The sequence below is a fragment of the Shinella yambaruensis genome (assembly GCF_022899355.1).
GTDB lineage: Bacteria > Pseudomonadota > Alphaproteobacteria > Rhizobiales > Rhizobiaceae > Shinella > Shinella yambaruensis.
Window position 1 is genome coordinate 318,865 of sequence record NZ_JALJCK010000002.1, and the last position, 22,612, is coordinate 341,476.

At 65.9% G+C, this 22,612-nt stretch carries 19 protein-coding genes and 1 riboswitch; of the genes, 10 read left to right on the forward strand and 9 right to left on the reverse strand.

Annotated elements, in window-relative coordinates; translation table 11 throughout:
• The first annotated feature begins 224 nt into the window (after positions 1-224).
• Positions 225-926: a TetR/AcrR family transcriptional regulator gene (locus MUU56_RS05430; RefSeq protein ID WP_244766293.1), complete on the forward strand. Its 702-nt coding sequence runs from the start codon at positions 225-227 to the stop codon at positions 924-926.
• Between the two features lie 66 nt (positions 927-992).
• Here MUU56_RS05430 and rtcR read toward each other — a convergent pair whose 3' ends face one another.
• Positions 993-2,597 carry an RNA repair transcriptional activator RtcR gene (gene rtcR / locus MUU56_RS05435; protein WP_244766294.1) on the reverse strand — a complete coding sequence of 535 codons (1,605 nt, stop codon included), beginning with the start codon at positions 2,595-2,597 and terminating at the stop codon, positions 993-995.
• Between the two features lie 213 nt (positions 2,598-2,810).
• Between rtcR and MUU56_RS05440 the strand changes: the two genes are divergently transcribed.
• The 4 genes from MUU56_RS05440 to prfH all read left to right on the forward strand — a co-directional run bounded on the left by MUU56_RS05440 (position 2,811) and on the right by prfH (position 8,506).
• Positions 2,811-4,367, forward strand: coding sequence for an RNA-binding protein (locus MUU56_RS05440; protein ID WP_244766295.1), 1,557 nt, complete (start codon positions 2,811-2,813; stop codon positions 4,365-4,367).
• Between the two features lie 658 nt (positions 4,368-5,025).
• The gene (locus MUU56_RS05445; protein WP_244766296.1) at positions 5,026-6,450 is read left to right on the forward strand and encodes an RtcB family protein; all 1,425 of its coding nucleotides are present in this window, start codon (positions 5,026-5,028) and stop codon (positions 6,448-6,450) included.
• Between the two features lie 231 nt (positions 6,451-6,681).
• On the forward strand, positions 6,682-7,899 hold the full coding sequence (locus MUU56_RS05450) for an RNA ligase RtcB family protein (RefSeq protein WP_244766297.1): 1,218 nt from the start codon (positions 6,682-6,684) through the stop codon (positions 7,897-7,899).
• Entirely contained in the window at positions 7,886-8,506 is a 621-nt protein-coding gene (prfH, locus tag MUU56_RS05455; protein ID WP_244766298.1) for a peptide chain release factor H, read from the forward strand. The genes MUU56_RS05450 and prfH overlap by 14 nt, the downstream gene beginning before the upstream one ends.
• Before the next feature lie 87 nt (positions 8,507-8,593).
• Here the strand turns inward: prfH and MUU56_RS05460 are convergent, their stop codons facing one another.
• The 5 genes from MUU56_RS05460 to MUU56_RS05480 all read right to left on the reverse strand — a co-directional run bounded on the left by MUU56_RS05460 (position 8,594) and on the right by MUU56_RS05480 (position 13,732).
• Positions 8,594-9,379, reverse strand: coding sequence for an SDR family oxidoreductase (locus tag MUU56_RS05460; protein ID WP_244766299.1), 786 nt, complete (start codon positions 9,377-9,379; stop codon positions 8,594-8,596).
• Between the two features lie 49 nt (positions 9,380-9,428).
• Positions 9,429-10,379, reverse strand: coding sequence for a sugar-binding transcriptional regulator (locus MUU56_RS05465; protein WP_244766300.1), 951 nt, complete (start codon positions 10,377-10,379; stop codon positions 9,429-9,431).
• Between the two features lie 22 nt (positions 10,380-10,401).
• Complete coding sequence (locus MUU56_RS05470) at positions 10,402-11,871, reverse strand: FGGY family carbohydrate kinase (RefSeq protein ID WP_244766301.1); 1,470 nt, start codon at positions 11,869-11,871, stop codon at positions 10,402-10,404.
• An 83-nt stretch (positions 11,872-11,954) separates the two neighbouring features.
• Entirely contained in the window at positions 11,955-12,923 is a 969-nt protein-coding gene (locus MUU56_RS05475; protein WP_244766302.1) for a transketolase family protein, read from the reverse strand.
• A complete protein-coding gene (locus tag MUU56_RS05480) occupies positions 12,923-13,732 on the reverse strand; it encodes a transketolase (protein WP_244766303.1) in 810 nt (269 codons plus the stop codon). Before MUU56_RS05480 ends, MUU56_RS05475 begins: the two co-directional genes overlap by 1 nt.
• Positions 13,733-13,941: 209 nt before the next feature.
• On the opposite strand from MUU56_RS05480, the gene MUU56_RS05485 reads away from it, so the two are divergent.
• From MUU56_RS05485 to ribB, 5 genes are all read left to right on the forward strand, one after another.
• Positions 13,942-14,916, forward strand: coding sequence for an ABC transporter permease (locus tag MUU56_RS05485; protein ID WP_244766304.1), 975 nt, complete (start codon positions 13,942-13,944; stop codon positions 14,914-14,916).
• 118 nt (positions 14,917-15,034) lie between these two features.
• Positions 15,035-15,967, forward strand: coding sequence for a substrate-binding domain-containing protein (locus MUU56_RS05490; RefSeq protein WP_244766305.1), 933 nt, complete (start codon positions 15,035-15,037; stop codon positions 15,965-15,967).
• Between the two features lie 21 nt (positions 15,968-15,988).
• A complete protein-coding gene (locus MUU56_RS05495) occupies positions 15,989-17,476 on the forward strand; it encodes a sugar ABC transporter ATP-binding protein (RefSeq protein WP_244766306.1) in 1,488 nt (495 codons plus the stop codon).
• 14 nt (positions 17,477-17,490) lie between these two features.
• A complete protein-coding gene (locus MUU56_RS05500; protein ID WP_244766307.1) occupies positions 17,491-18,279 on the forward strand; it encodes an SDR family oxidoreductase in 789 nt (262 codons plus the stop codon).
• Between the two features lie 60 nt (positions 18,280-18,339).
• Positions 18,340-18,486: riboswitch (FMN riboswitch) on the forward strand.
• A gap of 89 nt (positions 18,487-18,575) precedes the next feature.
• The gene (ribB, locus tag MUU56_RS05505; RefSeq protein ID WP_244766308.1) at positions 18,576-19,211 is read left to right on the forward strand and encodes a 3,4-dihydroxy-2-butanone-4-phosphate synthase; all 636 of its coding nucleotides are present in this window, start codon (positions 18,576-18,578) and stop codon (positions 19,209-19,211) included.
• A gap of 81 nt (positions 19,212-19,292) precedes the next feature.
• Here ribB and MUU56_RS05510 read toward each other — a convergent pair whose 3' ends face one another.
• The 3 genes from MUU56_RS05510 to folD form a co-directional block, all read right to left on the reverse strand.
• On the reverse strand, positions 19,293-20,624 hold the full coding sequence (locus MUU56_RS05510; protein WP_244766309.1) for a D-serine ammonia-lyase: 1,332 nt from the start codon (positions 20,622-20,624) through the stop codon (positions 19,293-19,295).
• 150 nt (positions 20,625-20,774) lie between these two features.
• Positions 20,775-21,671 carry a formyltetrahydrofolate deformylase gene (gene purU / locus MUU56_RS05515; RefSeq protein WP_244766310.1) on the reverse strand — a complete coding sequence of 299 codons (897 nt, stop codon included), beginning with the start codon at positions 21,669-21,671 and terminating at the stop codon, positions 20,775-20,777.
• Between the two features lie 20 nt (positions 21,672-21,691).
• Positions 21,692-22,588, reverse strand: coding sequence for a bifunctional methylenetetrahydrofolate dehydrogenase/methenyltetrahydrofolate cyclohydrolase FolD (folD, locus tag MUU56_RS05520; RefSeq protein ID WP_244766311.1), 897 nt, complete (start codon positions 22,586-22,588; stop codon positions 21,692-21,694).
• Positions 22,589-22,612: the final 24 nt, after the last annotated feature.

A 22,612-nucleotide genomic window follows, 5' to 3' on the forward strand; every position in this document is an offset into this window, starting at 1 on the left:
TCGGACACCATCACGGCGGCAGGCATTTGCCCCGCCGGTCGGAGTCGTCTATTAATCAAACGGGACGGTAGTGTCCAGTTAATTATATGAGCTTGGAACTCATATTTTTTGACGTCGCCTTGCCCGACGCCGCGGTCGGCCAAGGGTTGGGCGGGAGCGGTGGAGTCTGCTAAGGAAAGGCGTAAACGAGCATGATGGGAAATTCAGCGATGTCGGAGCGGGGCATGACGGATGGCGTTCGGCGATCGGCCGCGGAAATCAGTGTCGAAGGTGCGCCAGGCCCTGACGAACAGGCCCGTGTTTCGAAAACCGGCCGGCCGTCGCGGCAGAAATCCGAAGAGCTGACGGCCAGGATCCTCGATGTCGCGACCGGCATGTTCGCGGCGCAGGGCTATGCGGGCACCTCGATGGAGAAGATCGCGGCCGCTTGCGGTGCCGGCAAGGACACGGTCTACAGGCGTTTCCCATCGAAGGAAGTGCTGTTCCGCGGTGTTATAGAGCGCATCCGCGCAAGCGCATTGCGCAGCCTCGAAATGACCGTTCCACCCGCGGGCGCGCCGCTGGAGCGGCTCAAGGTGGCCGGCCACTGGTTCCTGACCGCCCATCTCGAGCCGCAGCAAATCGCCATGAAGCGCATCACCCTGAGCGAAGCCGCGATGTTCAGGCAGAGCCTTGCCGACGGGGCGAGCAGCGATCCGACCGTCCGCTGTCTGATCGAGCTGATCGAGGCCGCGCAGGCAAGCGGTGACCTTGCGAAAGGAGAGGCGGCCTTCATCGCCGATCAACTCATCTATTCGCTGACGGTGAAGCCGATCACCTATGCCATGCTCGGAAGCACCGCCTTCGCCTCCACCGAAGCGCGCGATGCCTATTTCGAGCAGGCTTGGGAGCTGTTCATGCGAGGCGCCGGAAAGAGGGCAAGCTGACGCGGCCCGGCATGACGCTACGCCGCAGATTCGAATCCAGCCGGTGTCTCGATGGAGATCGGCAGCCTAGCGCAGCATGCTCACATCATTGAACCTCAGGCCAAATCGCGCGAGATATTTCGACAGGCGGTCGGCGTCGTTGCTGCTTTTCTTTTCCAGGCGCGAGCTTGCGAACAGCGCCCGGCCCGCCGCGCTGGCGCTGGCATGTTTGCGGCAAGTCTGCAGCACGGCGGCGAGCTGCACGGCGTCGAACCGGTCCAGCTGCGCTGCAGCATCCTCGCCCAGATGCTCGACAAGGATGTCGTCGGACGCCGTCTGCCGTGAAGCGCCGTGCCAGGCCGTGTTCAGCCGCCGGATCTCGTCGTAGACGACCTCGATGGTGATGCGGCCGAGCGGGGCGAGCGTGGCCATGCGGGTGACGGATGCGGAAAGGTCGCGGAAATTGGCGCTCCAAGCGGCGTCAGGGCCGGTGGCGAAGGCGAGATAGCGTTCGCGCGCCTCCTTGTTGAAGGTCACGTTCTGGCCCTCGCGCTCCAGGAAGCGGCGCAGCTCGAAATCGAGGTTGGGTTCGATGTCCTCCGCGCGTTCGCGAAGTGCCGGCAGCCGGAACGTCCAGAGGTTCAGGCGGGCGAAGAGGTCCTCGCGGAACCTTCCGAGGCGCACGGCCTCGGCGAGGTCGCGGTTGGTGCCGGCGAGAAGCTGGAAATCGGCGGAGGCCTCGGTGTCGGCGCCCACCGGGAGGAAGCGTTTCTCCTCGATGGCGCGCAGGCACATGGCCTGTTCATCGAGGCCGAGCTCGCCGATCTCGTCCAGGAAGAGCACGCCCTTGTCCGCAGAGCGCAGGAGGCCCGCGCGCTCGCCGGCCGCCCCCGTGAAGGCGCCCTTGACATGGCCGAACAGCGCCGACATCGCCTGGTCTCCCCGCAATGTCGCGCAGTTGACCTCGACGAAGGGACCGCTGACCTTCCGCTGCGCATTCTTGAGTTCGTAGATGCGCCTGGCGAGCTGGGATTTGCCGGCGCCGGTCGGCCCCGTCAGGAGGACCGGCGCCGCCGAGCGTATCACCACGCGCTCGATCTCGTCGATCATCCGGTTGAAGGCGGTGTTGCGCGTGGAGATCCCCGATTTCAGGAAGGAGGCGGCCTCTTCGCGTTCGGAGGCGAAGCGCTTGGCGATCTCGTCGTAGCGGGAGAGGTCGAGGTCGATGATCCGGTGCGTGCCGGCGAAGTCCGCGCCCGGATCGCGATCGCGCGGCGGCGAGAGCTGCAGCAGCCGGCCGGGGATGATGCGGGCCTCGGTCAGCAGGAACCAGCAGATCTGCGCGACATGCGTTCCGGTGGTGATGTTGACGAGATAATCCTCGGTATCGGGGTCGAACGGGTAGCCGCGCGCAAAGTCCCGGAGGTTCGTGTAAACCTCCGAAAAATCCCACGGGTCACGGAAATTGATGACATTGCTGCGTACCTCCGTGGCCGGTGACACGGTCTCGATGTCGGCGATGATCCGCGTGGCGAGGGCGCTCGCGTGGTTGTCATGGATGAGTTCCAGCCGGTCGATAAACAGGCCGGCTTGCTGGCAGAGCCCGACATTGGGCCGCCAGCGGCTCCAGCGATTGTCCCTCCCCATGTCGAGGGTGGTTCCCAGGATGCTGATGGCGACACGCCGCTTCATGTCTTATCCAATTTTATAAGGATGGATATTTTTAGATAGGATAATGGGAGCGTCGAAATTTGGCAATTTAGGCCGGCCTCTGAACGGGTATAATTTTTAAGTATTGATTACAGCTGGTTAGAAGAAAATTTCTGCTTCTGAGAGACTATTTCGTCAAACTGGCACGCCGCTTGAAACGTATCTGGCACGAACCAAACAACAAGAGGTGCCGTCATGGTCAACAAGGCGATCTTCAAAACCTATCTCGGAAAGCTGCTTGCGGGCACGGACACGAAAAACCACGAAGCCGCGCCGGCCTACAGGCTGACGCCGCGCGAGGCGCTGGCGCAGTATGCCGTGACCGGCACGTTCAACGGTACGTTCTACGCCGACGGTGCCGAGCAGCTGGAGGCGGTGAAGGCGCTGGCCCTCGAGGTCGAGCCGGAATTCCTTGCCAAGGTGGCCATCCACGCGGCCGGGAAGGGGCACATGAAGGACATGCCGGTCACCCTGCTGGCCATGCTGTCCAGCCTTGAGAGCGATGCTTTCGCCCGCGCCTTTCCGCGCGTCGTCAAGAGCGGCAAGATGCTGCGCGGCTTCGTCCAGGTGATGCGCTCCGGCGCGACGGGGCGCAAGTCGCTCGGCACGCGGCCGAAGAAGGCCGTGCAGGCATGGCTGGAACGGGCAAGCACCGAGCAGATCCTGCGCGCCATGGTCGGCAACGACCCGTCGCTGGCCGACGTCATCCGCATGGTGCATCCTAAGCCGGTGTCGGAGGAACGCAGGGCGCTCTATGCCTGGGCGATCGGCAAGCCGCACGACGTTGCGGCGCTGCCGGACCTCGTCAAGGCGCTGGAAGCCTTCCGGCGTGACCAGACGCGGTCGGTGCCGGACGTGCCGTTCCAGATGCTGACCTCGCTGCCGCTGACGCGCGAGCACTGGGTCGAGATCGCCCGTAAGGGCGGCTGGCAGATGGTGCGGCAGAACCTCAACACCTTCGCGCGCAACGGCGTGTTCGAGGTCGAGGGTTTTGCCGAGGCGCTGGCTGCGCGGCTGGCCGATCCGGACGAGGTCCGCAAGGCCAGGGTCTTCCCCTATCAGCTGATGATGGCGTGGAAGATGGTCGACGGCCAGGTTCCGGATGTCGTGCGCGATGCCTTGCAGGACGCGATGGATATCGCGATCGCCAACGTGCCGTCGTTCGGTGGCAATGTGGTGCTGTGCCCCGACGTTTCCGGATCCATGGCTTCGCCGGTGACCGGATACCGCAAGGGGGCGACGTCGGCGGTCCGCTGCATCGATGTCGCCGGCCTGATGACGGCGGCCTTCCTGCAGCGCAACCCGAAGGCACGGGTGCTGCCGTTCGAGACCGGCGTGGTGAGCGTCGCGCTCAACCGGCGGGATTCGGTGATGACCAATGCCGGCAAGCTGGCGGCCATCGGCGGCGGGGGAACGAACTGCTCCGCACCGCTGCGCAAGCTCGCGGACGAGAAGGCCAGGGTCGATCTCGTCGTGTTCATCTCGGACAACGAATCCTGGGTGGATGCGCGCAAGGCCGGTCAGCCGACGGGCGTGATGACGGAATGGGCACGGATCAAGCGGGTCAACCCGGCTGCAAAGCTGGTCTGCCTCGATCTCCAGCCCCACGCCACCACGCAGGCGCCGACCCGGAACGACGTGCTCAACATCGGCGGCTTCTCGGATGCCGTCTATGGGGTCATCACCGCTTTCGCCGCCGACAGCAAGGGCGCCGACGGCTGGGTGAGGGCAATCGAGGCGATCGAGCTCTGACATGAAGCAATACCCCCGTGCCGCCCGTGAACGGCACGGGGACCGTGACGAATGCCGGATGAAACTACAGGCTGTTAACCTCCAGGTCGCGGGTTCGAATCCCGCCGGGTCCCCCAACCATGGACCCGTAGCTCAGCGGATAGAGCGGGTCGTTTCACCACACCTCGTCGTCACGGACGAACGACATGGGCAAGAAGGCTATTGCCCATGGAAGACTTGCAGCGACGAATGCCGGACGGAACTACAGCCACCACCGTTGGATGGTCTGGCAGGTTCGACTCCTCCTGGGCATACGCTCTCTGGCACGAGCGGGGCCATCCGGTTTCGTTCATCCTCGTCGCCGCTGCAAGGGCTTGCATAGGGAATGCCCGGCGAATGCCGGTGGGACTACAGGTAAGAGCGGCTCGCCGGATATCCGGCGTGCAGGTCGGATGTTCGATCCATCCCGCATGTTCGTCAGGATGTGCGTAGCTCAGAAACCGTCCCGCCAAGGTTCGTCGCCGGGATGGCAAGAGGCCCCGGGCGAATGCTGCGGAGGACTACATGGGCCGCATCGCGCCATGCAAATGGAATGCGTGCGGAAACGTCTTCCGCCTGAATTTGTCGCCCGGGGACAGGAAACTCGATGGATAGAAGGACTGCAGAAGCAGAAGAAACGATGAAACAGGTAGTAAGCGGGCAGGATCTGATCGATGCGGGCATGCCCCAGGGCAAGTGGTTCCGCGATGCGCTGGACGCCGCCAACACGGTCTTGAGCGAAGGCGGTTCGATGGAGGGCGCGCTGGAAGCGGCACGCGCCTTCCAGCCGGGCCCGACGCTTGCGCTGAGGGCGGACAACGATATCGAGATCTATTCCAACATCCGCGCGGAAAACGCCTTCGAGCAGGACAATGTGGAGAAGGTCAATGCGACGATGCGGGCGCTGGTGCGCACGCCCGTGGTGCGCTCGGCGGCGATCATGCCCGATGCCTGCCCGGCAGGCCCGATCGGGACGATCCCGGTCGGCGGTGTCGTCGCATCCGAGGCGATCCACCCCGGCATGCATTCGGCCGATATCTGCTGCTCGATGGCGATCTCCATCTTCCCCGATGTCGATCCGAAGGCCCTGCTCGATGCTGTTCATGCGGTGACGCATTTCGGTCCGGGCGGGCGCCCGCGCGGTGCGCAGTTCAAGCCCTCGCAGGCGACGCTGTCCGCCTTCCAGCAGAACCCCTACCTGCGGGACGGCGCGCTCAGCGCCGGTATCGAGCACTTCGCGACGCAGGGCGACGGCAACCACTTCGCCTATGTCGGGACGATGAAATCGACGGGTGAAACGGCGCTCGTCACCCATCACGGGTCGCGGGCACCGGGCGCGCGCCTCTACGACAAGGGCATGAAGGTCGCCAATCGCTTCCGCGAGCAGCTGTCGCCGCAGACGCATCGGGAAAACGCCTGGATTCCCGCCGATACCGAGGAGGGCGACCTCTACTGGTCGGCACTCCAGACGATCCGCCAGTGGACGAAGGAGAACCATTACGTCCTGCACGACATGGCTGCGGCACGGCTCTCGGCCAAGGTGGCCGACCGTTTCTGGAACGAGCACAACTTCGTCTTCCGCAAGTCCGACGGGCTCTTCTACCACGGCAAGGGGGCGACGCCCGCCTTCGACAAGTGGGCGGAGGATGCGACAGACCTGACGATCATTCCGCTCAACATGGCGGAGCCGATCCTGATCGTTCGCGGTTCCAATGCCGCCCATGGCCTCGGATTCTCGCCGCATGGCGCCGGCCGCAATTTTTCCCGCAGCGCCCATATGCGGCGCCTTGCGGAGGAATACGGCGCCGATGCCCGCGGCCTGAGCCCTAACAACCTGGCGGATGTCCTGAAAAAGGAGACGGCGGGGCTCGACGTCCGCTTCTTCTCCGGCTTTGCGGATGCTTCGGAGCTGCCGAGCGCCTACAAGTCCGCCGCCAATGTGCGCGCCCAGATCGAGCACTATGGCCTCGCCGAGGTGGTCGACGAGGTCGTGCCCTTCGGGAGCATCATGGCCGGGGACTGGCAAAGGGACGCGCCGTGGCGGAAGAGGCGGGAAAGGCGTTGAGTGACGACGGGCCGGCCGTCGCCCTTGTGGCGGCGGCCGGCGCGATGACGGTTGAAACGGGACAGAATTCGCGTATAAGCGCCGTCAATGTGTTTCTGGAAAGGGAGCGGATCGATGCAGAACATCTCCTCACGCCCCATCGGGGTTCCGGTCTGACTCAGCCTGGCTGAGGAGGATCGTTCGACCCGCCGTCTTCGACGGCGGACACGAGCACCTATCCAGAGTTCTATCATGGGCACTTTTTTCGGGGACACGTCTGTCTCCACCCAGCCGGCATGCACGCCGGCGACTATCCATCACTATTTCTCGGCCGAAAGCTGGATCGAGGGCGCCGCGCTCGACCAACTCGACAGGATGGCGCGCCTTCCGGGCGTCAGAAGCATCGCGGCCTTCCCGGATCTCCATCCGGGCAAATACGGTGCGACAGGTGTCGCGCTCCTGTCGGACCGGCTGCATCCGCTGCTCGTCGGCAACGACATCGGCTGCGGCATGTCCCTGTTCGAGCTCGATCTTCCATTGCGGAAGCTGAAGCTCGACAGGGCGGCAAGCCGCCTCCGGCGGTTCGATGCGCTTGCGGTCGACGATGCTGCCGGGCGCCTCGACGGTGTCGGCCTTCCGGGCGATCTCTTCGCGGATGCGCTGGGAACGATCGGCGGCGGCAATCACTTCTGCGAGCTGCAGGCGGTGGAGAGCCTTTCCTCGCCGGTATCCGGCATCGGCCGTCAGGGCCTTTACCTGCTCGTCCATTCCGGTTCCCGCGGCTTCGGAGCAGCTGTCCTGTCCGACAGTCTCTCGGCCGAACCGGACCTGATGTCGGGGCTCGATGCCTCGTCTCCGGCCGGCCTCCATTGGCTCGGCAGGCATGATCAATGTGTTGCCTGGGCCTCGCTCAACCGCATCCTCATCGCCGAGAAGGCGGCCTCGGCGCTTGGCGCCGATTGCCGCCTGGTGACCGACGTGCCGCATAATCTCGTTCGCCGGAGCGAGAAGGGCTATGTCCACCACAAGGGCGCGGCGGCCGTCGATCCCGGCACGATCGCCCCGCTCGCAGGGTCGCGCGCGACGCTGAGCTACATCGTGCGGGCCACGGAAAAGGTTGCCGGTTCGCTGGGCGGCATATCGCACGGTGCGGGGCGCAAATACGACCGTGCCACCATGCACGGCCGCGTCGGCCGGACCCGCTCCGAGCGGGACGACCTCCTGCGCAATGCCTGGGGCGGCATCGCCATATGCGACGACCGCGCGCTCGTCATCGAAGAGGCGCCCTCCGCCTACAAGGATGCAGGGCGGGTGGTTGCCGATCTCGTGGCGGCGGGCCTCGTCGAAAGCCTGGCCGCCATGCGGCCGCTCGTCACCTACAAGAAGGCGGTCGACGAGGAGGGGCGTGCCCGCCGTCCGGACAAGCCGGATCACCGCCAGACGGGGAGGCGCAAGCATGACCGCTATTGATCTGCTGATCACCGCCGGCAACGGTCCTGCCGAATGCCGCATCGCCGTCAGGGCGTGTCTCGATATCCTGGAAAAGGAAGCGGCGGCGCGTGGCTACCTCTTCGAGGTCAGCACGGGGCCTATGCCGGACTGTCACGGCCCGAAATCCGCCCTCGTCAGCCTGGAGGGCGAAGCGGCACCGTGCATGGCCGCGGAGTTCTGCGGCACCGTGAAGTTCCTGTTCAAGAGCCCGGTGCGTCCCGGCCACAAGCGGCAGAACTGGTTCGTCTCCGTACAGCGCGTCGACCTTTCCGGCGGTGAGGGCGTGGCGATCGATCCGCGTGACATCCGGTTCGAAACCCTGCGGGCCGGCGGACCCGGCGGCCAGCACCAGAACACCACGGACAGCGCCGTCCGGGCCATTCACATTCCAACCGGGCTGCGCGTCATCGCCCGCAACGAGCGATCCCAGCATCGCAACAAGGCGCTGGCGGTCAAGCGGCTCGCAGCCATGCTGCAGCATCTGGAGGACAGGAAGACGGACGCGGCAAAATCGGAACGCTTCATCGCCAACCGCTCGATCGAGCGGGGCAATGAAGTCAAGACGTTCAAGATCCAGCGGCCATAGACCGACGCTGGACCTGCAGAGGGGGGACGGCGACGGAGCATTTCCGCGATCAGAGGAAAAGCGGAAATGCTCCAATCGGCTGCGGCTTCACGACATGATCAGTCCGCCGTCGACATTGATCGTCTGGCCGGTGATATAGGCGGCGTCCTCGGAGGCGAGGAAGGCGACGAGGGCGGCGACTTCGGCGGGGGTGCCGGCGCGGCCCATCGGGATGCCCTCGACCCATTCGGCCATCAGCTCGCCCGGGCCGTATTCGCCGAGCATCTTGCCCCAGACACGGTCGTTGTAGTCCCACATCTCGGTGTGGATGATGCCGGGGCAGATGGCGTTGGCTGTGATGCCTTCCCGCGCCAGCTCCTTGGCGAGGCTCTGGGTCAGGCCGACGACGCCGAATTTCGAGGCGGCATAGTGCGGGGTGTAGATGAAGCCCTGGCGGGCCTGGCCGGAGGCGGTGTTGACCAGGCGGCCCTTCATGCCGCTGGCGCGGAAGCGGCGGATCGCCTCCTGGCAGCACAGGAACACGCCCTTGGTGTTGACGTCGAGGTTGAGGTCCCATTCGCGCTCGGTGAGGTTCTCCACCTTGGCGATGGTGATGACGCCGGCATTCTGCACGGAAACGGAGATCGCGCCGAGCTTCCCCTCGGCCTCGCCATAGGCGTCCTGCACGGCTTTCGCGTCGGTCACGTCGAGCGCAAGGCCGATCACCTCGGCGCCGGTTTCCGCGGCCAGCGCCTCGGCGGCCGCGGCCGTGTCCTTCTCGATCGCCGCGATGGCGACCTTCGCGCCTTCCTCGGCAAAGCGCTTGGCGATGCCGCGGCCGATGCCCTTGTTGCCCCCGGTGACGAATACCGTCTGGCCTGCGAAACGTCTCATGGTCTTCTCTCCATAATGCGCAGCAGGCCGTGGACTGGTCCGGGATGGATCAGGCCGTGAGCCGTGCCGCAGTGAACTTGTCGGTGACGAGCACATCGATGACGCCCAGCTTCAGGGCGCCGGCGATGGCCTCGGTCTTCGATTCTCCGCCCGCAAGGGCCATGACGCGGTTGGTCCTGCGCAGGTCCTCCAGCGAGATGCCGATGACGCGGTCGTTGAGCGGGGTTTCCACCGGTTTTCCGTCCCGGTCGTAGAAACGGTAGGAAATCTCGCCGACGGCGCCGGCCTCGTGCAGCATCGCCATTTCCTGGCGGGAGAAGGTGTTGCCGGACCGGGCCAGCATTTCGGACGGCTCCACCGCGCCGATGCCGACGATGGCGAGGCTGAGGCGGCCGAAGAGGTCCATCGTCTCGCGCACGGCCGGGTCGGCGAGCATGACGAGTTTCGCCTCGCGCGAGGAGGTGATGCCCTGGACGAGCAGGAGCCGCGGCTCGCCGCCGGTGAGCTTGGCAAGCCGCGCCGTCAGCTGCGTGGCGTGCATCTGCACCGAGGCATCGCCCATGCCGCCAAGGATCTGCACGATGTACTTTGCCTTGGCGTTCTTCAGCGGGTGGATGTTGTCCACCATGCGCAGGATGGTCTGGCTCCAGCTCGAGACGCCGATGATCTCGTCCTGCTGCAGGGTGACTTCGAGGAAATGGGCGGCAGCCTCGCCGACGCGGGCCATGATCGCGCCGTCGCGGTCCTCCGAACAGTCGATGACGATGGCTTCGGTCAGGCTGTAGCGCTCGCGCAGGGCCAATTCGAGTTCGGCGAAGGTGCCGGCGGGCGGGATGACCGTCGTTCGCACGATGTCTTCCTGCTCCGCGCGCTTCAGCATGCGCGAGACGGTCGCCTGCGACATGTGCATGATCTCGGCGATCTCCGCCTGCCGCTTGCCTTCGATATGGTACATCTGGGCTACGCGGGCGATCAGTCGCAGCTCGTTGAGCCTTCCCATAGGGTTCTCCATGAGTGAATTTTTATTCACTCATAGTGGATGGACCCGTTAGGGTCGAGCGGCAGATCGCGTCTTTCCAGACCGCAAGTCGTCGTGTGGCGTCGGAAGCACGCGGGGCGATGGCATTGGCGGTGCGCGGCAGGGCGGCGATGGCGGCGAGATCCGGCCAGACGCCGAGCGAGAGGCCGGCGAGATAGGCCGCGCCGAGCGCGGAGGCCTCGGGCGCATCGCACTGGATGACGGCGTGGCCCAGCGTATCGGCGACGCATTGCATGAGGAAGGTGTTCCTGCTCGGGCCGCCATCGGCATGGAGCCGGCCGAGCGGTGTCGGCGATTGCGCGGACATCGCCTTGAAGACGTCGTGCACCTGGAAGGCGATGCTGTCGGTCACCGCGCGGGCCATCTGGGCGCGGCTGGTGTTGAAGGTGATGCCGCAGAACAGTGCCCGCGCGTCGGAGTGCCAATAGGGTGCGCCGAGGCCGACGAAGGCGGGCACGAAGCCGGGGCCGCCGGGCTCGGCGGTGGCGGCAAGCTCGGTCAGGGCCTGCACGTCCGGCAGGCCGAGCATCTCGGCCATCCAGGGCAGCGAGGCGGCCGAGACCAGGATATTGCCCTCGAAGGCGTAGGTCGGCTTGCCGCCGATCGACCAGGCGATGGTCGTGGTGATGCCCTGTTCCGGCGCGATGAAGCGCGGCAGTGTGGTCATGATAGACGAGCCGGTGCCGAAGGTCACCTTGCCGTCGCCGGGATTGAAGGCGCCGTGGCCGAAGAGGGCGGCATGGCTGTCGCCGATGGCCGAGGCGATCGGGATGCCGTCGGCAAGGCCCGGCACGTTCCTCGTCACGCCGAAACGGGACGCGCTGTCGCGCACCTCGGGCAGGGCGGCCTTTTCGACGCCGAAGAGGGCGCAGAGCTCGTCGCTCCATTCCCGCCGGTTGAGGTCGTAGAGCTGGCTGCGCGCGGCGTTGGCGGCGTCGCAGGCATGGACCGCGCCGTCCGTGAAGCAGTGGATGAGCCAGGCGTCGATCGTGCCGAGCCGGACGGGACGTTCCCCGGGCACGCGGTCGAGCAGCCATTTCATCTTGGGGCCGGGGAACATCGGATCGATGGGAAGGCCGGTCAGCGCCTGGACGCGCGGCGCATGGCCCGCCGCGATCAGGTCGGCGCAGGCCGGCGCGCTGCGGCGGCACTGCCAGCTCACGACCGGGCCGAGCGGTTTTCCGGTCTCGGCATCCCAGACGGTGACGGATTCGCGCTGGTTGGAGATGGCGATGCCGAGGATATTTACCGCAGGACCTGCCGCAAGGCAGGCGGCGATGGCCTCCTGTACGGATTCCCAAAGGCGTTGCGGGCTTTGCTCCACCCAGCCCGGCTGCGGATGCTCGATGCCGACGGGAGATGCGCCGCGGGCCAGGATCGCGCCGTCCGTGGAGACGAGCACGGCCTTCGAATTCGTGGTGCCCTGGTCGATGGCGAGGATGGCGGTCGTCATGGCGGCTCCGGTAAGCAGGAGTTGGAAGGCGCGGCGAAAGGGAGGTCTTGCCGCGCCCCGGCACGAAATCTAGCCCCGCACAATCACGTGCGGGAAGATTTTCGCGCGATCAGGGCGATGGCCGCCTCGGCGATGGCAGCGGGCGACATGCCGAACTCGTCGAGCAGGAATTCGGCCGAGCCGGTGGGGGCGAAAATGCCGGGCACGCCAAGGATCTTCATCGGCACGGGGGCTTCCGCCACGACGACCTCCGCGATGGCGGAGCCGAGGCCGCCGAAGGTGGAATGCTCCTCCGCCGTCAGGATGGCGCCGGTCTCGCGTGCCGCGGCCACCACGGCCTCGACGTCGATCGGCCGGACGGTCGCCATGTTGAGGACACGCGCCTCGATGCCCTTCTCGGCGAGGATGGCTGCGGCCTTCACCATGCGGTGGGTCAGGGTGCCGTTGGCGATGAGGGTGACGGCATCGCCGTCGCGCAGCAGGTTGGCCTTGCCCAGAGCGAAGGTGTGGCCGGCCGGCAGAAGGTCCGGCACGCCGACGCGCGAGAGGCGCAGGAAGACCGGGCCGTCATACCTGGCGGCCCATTCCACGGCGGCGGCCGTCTCGATGGAATCGCAGGGCGCGATGACCGGCAGGTTCGGCAGGACGCGCGTCCAGGCGAAATCCTCGATGGAATGGTGCGTCGGGCCAAGCTCGCCATAGGCCATGCCGGATGAGATACCGACGAGTTTCACATTGGCGTTGGAATAGGCGATGTCGGCCTTGATCTGCTCCAGCGACCGGCCGGTCAGGAAGCAGGCGGCGGCGCAGACGAAAGGCAGCAGCCCGCCATTGGCAAGGCCGGCGCCGACGCCGACGAGGTTCTGCTCGGCGATGCCGACATTGACGAGGCGTTCGGGCCACCTGGCCTTAAAGCCCCCGAGCTTGGAGGAGCCGACAGAATCGTTGCAGACGGCCACGACCTTGGGATTGTCGGCGCCGAGGCGCTCCAGCACGGCGACGAAGGCGTCGCGGCAATCGTGAAGCTTGGCGGAAGGGGTCACGGCGTTCATCAAAGGGCCTCCGAAAGCTCAGCCACGGCAATTTCGTATTGTTCGGCATTGGGCACCTTGTGGTGCCAGTCGACCTTGTCCTGCATGAAGGAAATGCCGTGGCCCTTGTTGGTGTGGGCGACGATGCAATGCGGGCGGCGCCCACGCTTTTCCAGCGCCGGAACGATCTCGTCCATGGCATTGCCGTTGATCTCGGTGACATCCCAGCCGAAGGCTTCAAGCTTGGCGGGGAAGGGCGCGAGGTTGTTGGTGTCCTTCAGCGAGGCACCCTGCTGGAAGCGGTTGTGGTCGATGACCAGCGTTAGGTTGTCGAGGCCGAACTGCGCGGCCGAGGCGATCGCCTCCCAGTTCGAGCCTTCCTGCATCTCGCCGTCGCCCGTCAGCACGTAGACGCGGTAGGTCGCGCCGGTCAGCTTGGCGGCCTTCGCCATGCCGACCGCGACCGGCAGGCCATGGCCGAGCGGGCCGGTATTGGTCTCGACGCCCGGCACCTTGTTGCAGTTCGGATGGCCGTTGAGCCGCGAATGGGGCTTCAGGAAGGTCGCGATCTCCTCTTCCGGAATGAAGCCGCGCCTGGCGAGCGTCACGTAGAGCGCCAGTGCCACATGCCCCTTCGATAGCACGAAGCGGTCGCGATCCGGCCGTCTCGGCGCCTCGGGCGAGACGTCGAGGACGCGGAAGTAGAGCGCCGTCAGGATGTCGATGGCGGACATTTCCCCGCCGATATGGCCTGCGCCAGCTTCAAAAACCGCTTGCAGATCGCGAAGGCGGATCTGGCGAGCGATGCGGTCGAGATCGTTCGGCTGCATGAAACCCTCGTTGTGAATAAATATACAGTGATACATATATTTGCATGGACGCCGGACAAGTCAAGCGAAAATACCATCAGTAGCCGCTAAAGAATTCGGAAGCGGCGCCTTGACACGCTCCACCTGGATGCGTTACGAATTTACACACACTAATGAATATTTATGCGTTAAGCGAAACGCGAGGCGGAGACCGGTCGGGAGGAGTGCTCATGGTGGCGGATGTGAAGGAAAGACGCGGGGTGGCCGGTATTGCGCTGCCCTCGCTGCGCGGCGCCACGGGGCCGCTGATCGGCCTCATCGTGCTGTGCCTCTTTCTCACCTTTGCGACGGACAAGTTCCTGTCGGTGCGCAACTTCCTCAACGTGCTCGACCAGATCACGGTGCTCGGCGTCATGGCTGTGGGCATGACGATGGTCATCCTGATCGGCGGCATCGACCTTGCGGTCGGCTCGGTCATGGCGCTGGCCATGATGGTGCTGGGCTATCTCAACGTCGTCGCCGGCTTGCCGATGGGGATCGCCATTCCGCTCGCCCTCTTCGTCGCCGCCCTCAACGGGCTCGTCGCGGGTCTTCTGATCACGCGCTTCAACGTGCCGGCCTTCATCGCGACGCTTGCCATGATGTCGATCACGCGCGGCCTTGCGAACATGATCACCGACGGCCAGCAGATCATCGGCTTTCCGGCCTGGTTCAACATGATGGCCATCGTGCGCTTCGGCGGCTTCCTGACGCTGACCGTCGCCGTGATGATCGTCGTCTTCATCGTCGGCCTGCTCTACCAGCGCTACCGCCATGGCGGGCGCGTGCTCTATGCCATCGGCGGCAATGCCGAGGTCGCGCGCCTTGCCGGCATCAACGTCCAGCGCGCCACCGTGCTCGTCTATGTCGTGTGCAGCTTCCTTGCCGGCCTTTCCGGCATGGTGCTCGCCGCCCGCCTCGACTCCGTCCAGCCGTCCTCGGGCGTCTCCTACGAGCTCGACGCCATCGCGGCGGTCGTCATCGGCGGCACCTCGCTTTCGGGCGGCACGGGCGGCATCGGCGGCACGATCATCGGCGTCCTCATCATCGGCGTCCTGCGCAACGGCCTCAACCTGCTCAGCGTCTCGCCCTTCATGCAGCAGGTCATCATCGGCGCGGTCATCGTGCTCGCCGTGACGGCGGAGACCTACCGCAAGCGCAAGTAACCCCGTTCACCCCCGCCGCCGGCGGGGTGGCGAAAACGGCCCGCAATGGTGCGGGCCGGCAAAAGGAAGGTGGCTTCCTGCAGGGGCGGGGGCTGCCGGGCAAACCGGAGGAGAAACCATGAAACTGTCCAGACTGCTGATCGCGGCAAGCGCCGCGTCCGTCCTCGCGCTTCCTGCATCCGCCGCCGAGGTCAAGAAGATCGGCCTCGCGGTGCCGAACCTGCAGGCCGACTTCTTCAACCAGATCAAGCTCGGCGTCGAGAAACATGCCAAGGAAAAGGGCATCGAGGTGGTCGTGGTCGATGCCAAGAACGACACCAACACCCAGGTCAGCCAGGTGCAGGACCTGATGACGCAGGACATCGACGCCTTCATCTACATCCCGGCCGGCGCCGCCGCCGCTGCCGTGCCGACCCGCCTTGCCCGCGAGGCCGGCATTCCCGTCATCAACGTCGACCGCACGCCCGAGGGTGCCCCGGGCGACACGTTCATCGCCGGCGAGAGCGTCGAATCCGCCTATGAAGTCTGCAAGTACATCATCGGCAAGGCGGGCGGTTCGGGCAAGATGGCGATCATCCACGGCCAGAAGGGCACGACGCCGGAAGTCGACCGCTTCACCGGCTGCAAGCGCGCCATCGACGAGAACCAGGGCGTCGAACTGGTCGACCAGCAATGGAGCAACATGTGGTCGGCTGACGAAGGTTTCACGATCGCCCAGAACATGCTGCAGGCGAATCCCGACATCACGATCATCTTCGGCCAGGCCGACGGCCTCGCGATGGGCGCGGCCAAGGCGGTCGACGTCGCCAACCTCTCCGACAAGGTGATCATCGGCGGCTATGACGGCGATGTCTCGGCGCTCGAATACCTCGCCAAGTGCACGGGCCCGTTCATCGCCACCGCGACGCAGAGCACACAGAAGATGGGCGTTCTCGCCGTCGAATCCGCGCTCGCCGTCGCTGCCGGCGAGAAGGTCGAGGAGCGCCAGACGCCGAACGCCGTGCTGACGACCTGCGAGAACGCGCCGGAATTCGTCAAGGTCCACCCGTAACAGCACGAAGGCAGCAGCGCCATGACGAACCGCTCTCCCATCCTGTCGCTCCGCGGGATCCAGAAATCCTACGGACCGATCAAGGTCCTCCACGGTGTCGATCTCGACATCCATCCGGGAGAGGTCGTGGCGCTGCTCGGCGAAAACGGTGCCGGGAAATCGACCCTGTCGAACATCATTTCCGGCACCGTCCAGCCCTCCGCCGGAGAAATGACCTGGCTCGGCAAGCCCTACGCCCCCGCCAATCCCCGCGCCGCCATGGACGAGGGGGTCGGCATGATCCACCAGGAACTCAAACTGCTGCCGAAGCTTTCGATTGCCGAAAACGTCTTCGTCGGCCGCTATCCCATGAAATCCGGCCGGCTCGACCGCAAGACGATGGAGGACAAGGCACGCGCCGGCCTCCAGCGCCTCGGGCTCGACGTCGCGCCCGACCGCCCCGTCGAAGGGCTTTCGACGGGAAAGCAGCAGCTCATCGAAATCGCCAAGGCGCTGACGCTCAACGCGCGCCTGCTCATCCTCGACGAGCCGACCGCCGCGCTGGGCGGCGAGGAGACGCAGGCGCTGTTCCGCCAGATCGAGCGCCTGAAATCCGAAGGCGTCGGTATCATCTACATCTCGCACCGGCTGGAAGAGATCCGCCAGATCACGGACCGCATCGTCGTCATGCGCGACGGCGCCAAGGTGCAGGAATTCGACCGTGGCGACGTGCCGATCCGCACCATCGTCGAGGCCATGGTCGGCCGTTCGCTCGAACGCATGTTCCCCGCGCTCCCCGTCCCGACACAGGAGGTGGCGCTGGAGGTGCGCGGCCTTTCCTCGCCGTCGAAGGCGTTTCGCGACATCAACTTCTCCGTCCGCAAGGGCGAGGTCTTCGGCATTGCCGGCCTGATGGGCGCCGGCCGCACGGAGCTTGTCCGCGCCATCACCGGCGCGGACCCGATTTCTGCCGGCGAGGTGCTTTTGCACGGAAAACCCGTCACGCCGCGTTCGCCGATCGATGCGATCCGCAACGGCATCGTCCTCGTGCCCGAGGATCGCAAGCTCCAGGGCGTGGTGCTCGACCATTCGATCGCGGAAAACATCGGCTATGCCAATCTCGGGGAAATCGCCCGCAACGGCTGGCTCTCCACCCGCCGCATCCGCGAATTCGCCGAGGACTACATCAGGAAATTCGGCGTGAAGGGCCGCGGCGGGCAGAATGCCGGCGAGCTCTCCGGCGGCAACCAGCAGAAGGTGGTGCTTGCCAAATGGCTGGCGCGCAAGCCGCAGGTCGTGGTGCTGGACGAGCCGACGCGCGGCATCGACGTCGGTGCCCGCTCGTCGATCTACGATCTCATCATGGACCTGGCGCGCCAGGGCGTCGCCGTCATCGTGGTCAGCTCCGACCTCGAGGAGGTGCTCGGCGTCTCCAGCCGCATCATGGTCATGGCCCAGGGCAAGCAGGCCGGCATCCTGAACCGCGAGGACGCCAACGACGTCTCGGTCATGGAACTGGCAACGATCTGAACAAGGAAGAAATCATGTCCGACATCACGCTCAACGCGCCGAAACTGTTCGATCTCTCGGGCAATGTCGCCTTCGTCACGGGCGCCGGCAGTGGCATCGGCCAGCGCATCGCCATCGGCCTTGCCCAGTGCGGCGCCGATGTCGCGCTGCTCGACCGGCGCACGGACGACGGGCTTGCCCGGACGGCCGATTTCATCGCGCGGGCCGGGCGCCGCAGCATCCAGGTCGCCGCCGACGTCACCAGCGGCGCGGCGCTCGCCGAGGCCGTCGCCCGCACCGAGGCGGAGCTCGGCGCCCTCTCGCTCGCCGTCAACGCGGCCGGCATCGCCAATGCCAATCCGGCGGAGACGATGGAGGAAAGCCAGTTCCAGACGATGATGGACATCAACCTGAAGGGCGTTTTCCTGTCCTGCCAGGCCGAAGCGCGCGCCATGCTGAAGACCGGCCGCGGCGCCATCGTCAACATTGCCTCCATGTCCGGCGTCATCGTCAACAGCGGCCTCAGCCAGTGCCACTACAACGCCTCCAAGGCGGGCGTCATCCACATGACCAAGTCGATGGCGATGGAGTGGGTCGGCCGCGGCATCCGCGTCAACACGATCAGCCCCGGCTATACCGCGACGCCGATGAACACCCGGCCCGAAATGGTGCACCAGACGAAGCTTTTCGAGGAGCAGACGCCGATGCAGCGCATGGCCAGCGTCGACGAGATGGTCGGCCCCGCCGTCTTCCTGCTCTCGGATGCCGCGAGCTTCGTCACCGGCGTCGACCTTCTCGTCGATGGCGGCTTCTGCTGCTGGTGATTTTCCCGGGGCCGGCCGCACGCGGCCTCTTGCATCCCCCGGCGAAAATTCCTTATTTACGCCTGTTCTCAGGGCGGGGTGAAATTCCCCACCGGCGGTATCCGGAGCGATCCGGGAGCCCGCGAGCGCTTCCGTTGACGCGGAAGGTCAGCAGATCCGGTGCGATGCCGGAGCCGACGGTCACAGTCCGGATGGAAGAGGACATGTCTGCTAAACCGCCCTTTCCCGGGCGGTCGCGGGCCTGTTCGCCCAAGGGATTGAAACGCCGGCATCGGCAACCCTTGAAAGGCAATGAAATGGCACTCTCGAAAATTGAAGACGCAATCGCTGCCCTTGCGCGCGGTGGCATGATCGTCGTCGTGGACGACGAAAACCGGGAAAACGAGGGCGATATCATCGTGGCCTCGGATGCGGTGACGCCGGAGGCGATCGCCTTCATGATGAAACACGCCCGCGGCCTCATCTGCGTGGCGATGGAAGGCGAGCGGCTCGATGCGCTCGACATCCCGCTGATGGTTCCGCAGAACACGGAATATCTCCATACGGCCTTCACCGTCTCCGTCGATTACCTTCCCGGCACGACGACCGGCATTTCCGCAGCCGACCGCGCCGCAACCGTCAAGGCGCTCATGGACCCCGCGAGCCGCCCGGAAGACTTCGCCCGCCCGGGCCATATCTTCCCCCTGCGTGCGCATCCGCGGGGCGTGCGCGGTCGCCCGGGCCATACGGAAGCCGCCGTCGATCTTGCGCGCCTTGCAGGCAGGACCGCATCGGGCGTGATCTGCGAGGTCGCCAACGATGACGGCACGATGGCCCGGTTGCCCGAATTGATCGACTTTGCGGCAACCCATCGGCTGCCGCTGATCAGCATCGAGGACCTCATCGCCTACATCGCCGCCGGCCGCGACGATACGCCTGCGGTGGCCGCGTAGTTGTCCGGCCAGGGGCCGTATCCCGGCGCATAGGCGCCGGGATACGGCCGCGTGGATCCAGGCAAGACGTGTCGCCAACCGTCAGTTCGTCCCGCCGATCTCGCTCGCCGTGCGCAGGAAGGCCTGGAACTGGTCCTCCGGCACGAAGGCGCCACCGGTGGTCCAGATGACGTGGGTTGCCTGGGCGAGCCGGTCGCCGATCTGCCGATGCGCGCAGAATTCCTTGCCCGCCGGGTGCTTCACGAGGAAGTCCGGTCCGGCGAAGCCGGCGGCGGCCGAGGGTTCGAGGCGCAGGTTCTGGCTCTGATGGGCGCTCAGGAGCCAGCGGAAGAGGGACGGGTCGTCGACGGTGAAGACGCCGGCCAGCATGCGGCGCATGACGGTGGCGACGAAGGCCGACATGCGGGCGACGGCCATGCCGTCCGCCTCCGTGCGGTTGGTCAGGCCGACATCGTAGACGGAGACGAGATCCGCCGAACCGCTCATGAGATGGACCAGCGCACAGGGCGACTGAACCGGCTCCACGAAGAAGCAGTGCACATCGTCGCCGAAGACCGCCTTCGCGCCATAGGCGACGCCGCCCGGCGCGCCGCCGATGCCGCAGGGCAGGTAGAGGAACAGCGGATGTCCGGCATCGACGACGATGCCGCGGGCCCGGAGCTGCCCGGCAAGCTCCAGCGCGGCGACGCTGTAGCCGAGGAAAAGCTGCCGGGATTGCTCGTCGTCGACGAAGTAGATCGTCGGGTCGCTCTCGGCGGCGATGCGGGCATTTTCCACCGCGGTCGTATAGTCGGCGTCGTGCCTGACGACCGCGACGCCGAGCCGCGTCAGCCGCTCCACCTTCCACGCCTTGGCGTCGGCGGACATGTGGACCGTCGCCCGGAAGCCGAGCGCGCGGGCCGCGACGCCCACGCTGAGCCCCAGATTGCCGGTGCTGCCGACGGCGATGGTGTAGCGGGAGAAGAAGGCTTTCGCGTCCGATCCGGCGAGGCGCCGGATGTCCTCGCCCGCCTTCAGCAGGCCCTCGCGCCGGGCCAGCCGTTCGGCGAACAGGAAGACCTCGTAGACGCCGCCGCGCGCCTTGATCGACCCGGCGACAGGAAGGGCGTTGTCCGCCTTGACGAGAAGGGTGCCGAATTCGGCGCCGTCATAGCCCAGCGCCTTGCGCATGGCCTCCAGCGGCACGAGGTCGGAGCGGATTTCGCCGTTCGTGGCTTGCAGTTCGGGGAAGCAGGCTTCCAGCAGGGGCGCGAGATGCCGCCAGTTCTCCTGCGCCTCGTCCACATCCGACGGCCGCACGGGAAGCGTCGCGTCCGCGATGGCGTTTTCCGTGTAGTGCGGGTTCGTCCAGAGCGTCGGGCGCGCTGCCAGCACATCGGTGCGGGCGGGATTGTCGGGGAGATGGATGGCCATGTCGTGATCCTGCTTCGGGTGGGAGGCGCGCGCCGCGCCATTGGCGGCGGCGTGCCGGTCTTCGGGGGGTAGCGATAGCCGCGGCGATCTCGACCTGGCAAGGCGCGTGCCGGCAGCGATGCCTTTTACGGGGCCCGCGGCGGGCGGCGCCTATCCCATTCGCTCGGAGGCATAGGAGCCGGGCGAGGGCGGGAAGACGATGGTCCGGTTGCCGTTGAGGAAGACGCGGCCGTGGATATGGGCGTGGATGGCGCGGGCGAGCACCTGGCTCTCCACGTCGCGGCCGAGGCTGACATAGTCTTCGGCGCTCTGGGCGTGCGTCACGCGCACCGTGTCCTGCTCGATGATCGGGCCCTCGTCGAGGTCGGCGGTCACGTAGTGCGAGGTCGCGCCGATCAGTTTCACGCCGCGCTCGAAGGCCTGCTTGTAGGGATTGGCGCCCTTGAAGGACGGCAGGAAGGAATGGTGGATGTTGATGATCCGGCCCGACATCGTCCGGCACATCTCGTCGGAGAGCACCTGCATGTAGCGGGCGAGCACGATGAGCTCGGCGCCCGTCTCCTCGACGATGCGCATCTGCTCGGCCTCCGCCTCCGGCTTGTTCTCCTTCGTCACTTTGATGTGGTGGAAGGGGATGTCGTGGTTCACGACCACCTTCTGGTAATCGAAATGGTTGGAGATCACGCCGACGATGTCGATCGGCAGGGCGCCGATGCGCCAGCGATAGAGCAGGTCGTTGAGGCAATGGCCGAAGCGCGAGACCATGAGGATGACCTTGCGCTTGGTCGTCTCGTCGAAGAATTCGGCATCCGCCTGATAGGTCGCGGCGATCTCGGCAAAGCCCTCGCGCAGCGCTTCCAGCGTGCGGCCCTCCTCGGACTGGAAGCTGACGCGCATGAAGTAGCGGCCGGTGCTCTTGTCGTCGAACTGGGCGCTGTCGGAGATGTTGCAGCCGTTGGCTGAGAGGTAGGTGGCGATCGCGGCCGTGACGCCCCGGATCGAGGGGCAGGCGACGCGCAGGGCATAGCGGTTGGAAAGGGCGGACATTGGCGATCCTTTCGGGTCGATCAGTCGACAGGGACGGAATGCTGGCGGCCGAAGGCCGTGAGCGTGTTGGAGAGCAGGCAGGCGATCGTCATGGGACCGACGCCGCCCGGAACGGGCGTGATCGCGCCGGCCACATGGCGGGCTTCCTCGAAGGCGACGTCGCCGACGATGCGCGGCTTGCTGTCGATCTCCACCCGGTTGATGCCGACATCGATGACGGTGGCGCCCGGCTTGATCCAGTCGCCACGCACGAGGCCTGGCCGCCCGACCGCGACGACGAGAATATCGGCGGCGCGGCAGAGTTCCGGCGTGTTGCGCGTGCGCGAATGGGCGATGGTCACCGTGCAGTTTTCCGAAAGCAGCAGTTGCGCCATCGGCTTGCCGACGATGTTCGACTTGCCGACCACCACGGCGTTCAGGCCGGAAAGATCGCCGCCGAGCCGGTGCTTCAGCAGCATCAGGCAGCCGAGCGGCGTGCAGGGCACCAGCGCCGGCTGGCCGGTGGAAAGGCGCCCGGCATTGGAAACATGGAAGCCGTCGACATCCTTGTCGGGATCGATGCCCTGGATGACGGCGCTGGCGTCGAGATGAGGCGGCAGGGGCAGCTGGACGAGGATGCCGTGCACCGCGGGATCGCCGTTGAGCCGGCCGATCAGCGCCATCAGTTCGTCCTGCGTCGTGTCTGACGCAAGCTCGTGCTTGAAGGAATTCATGCCGGCGGCGGCCGTCTGGCGATGCTTCGAGCCGACATAGACGGCACTGGCGGGATCGCTGCCGACGAGGACCACGGCGAGGCCCGGCACGGCGCCGGTCGCGGTCTTCAGCCGTGCGACCTTCACCGCGACGTCGTCCAGCAGGCCGGCCGCGAACATCCTGCCGTCGATGATCGCACCGCCGGCGCCCCTGTCCATTCCCATGACGTTCCCTTTCGCATCATCCAA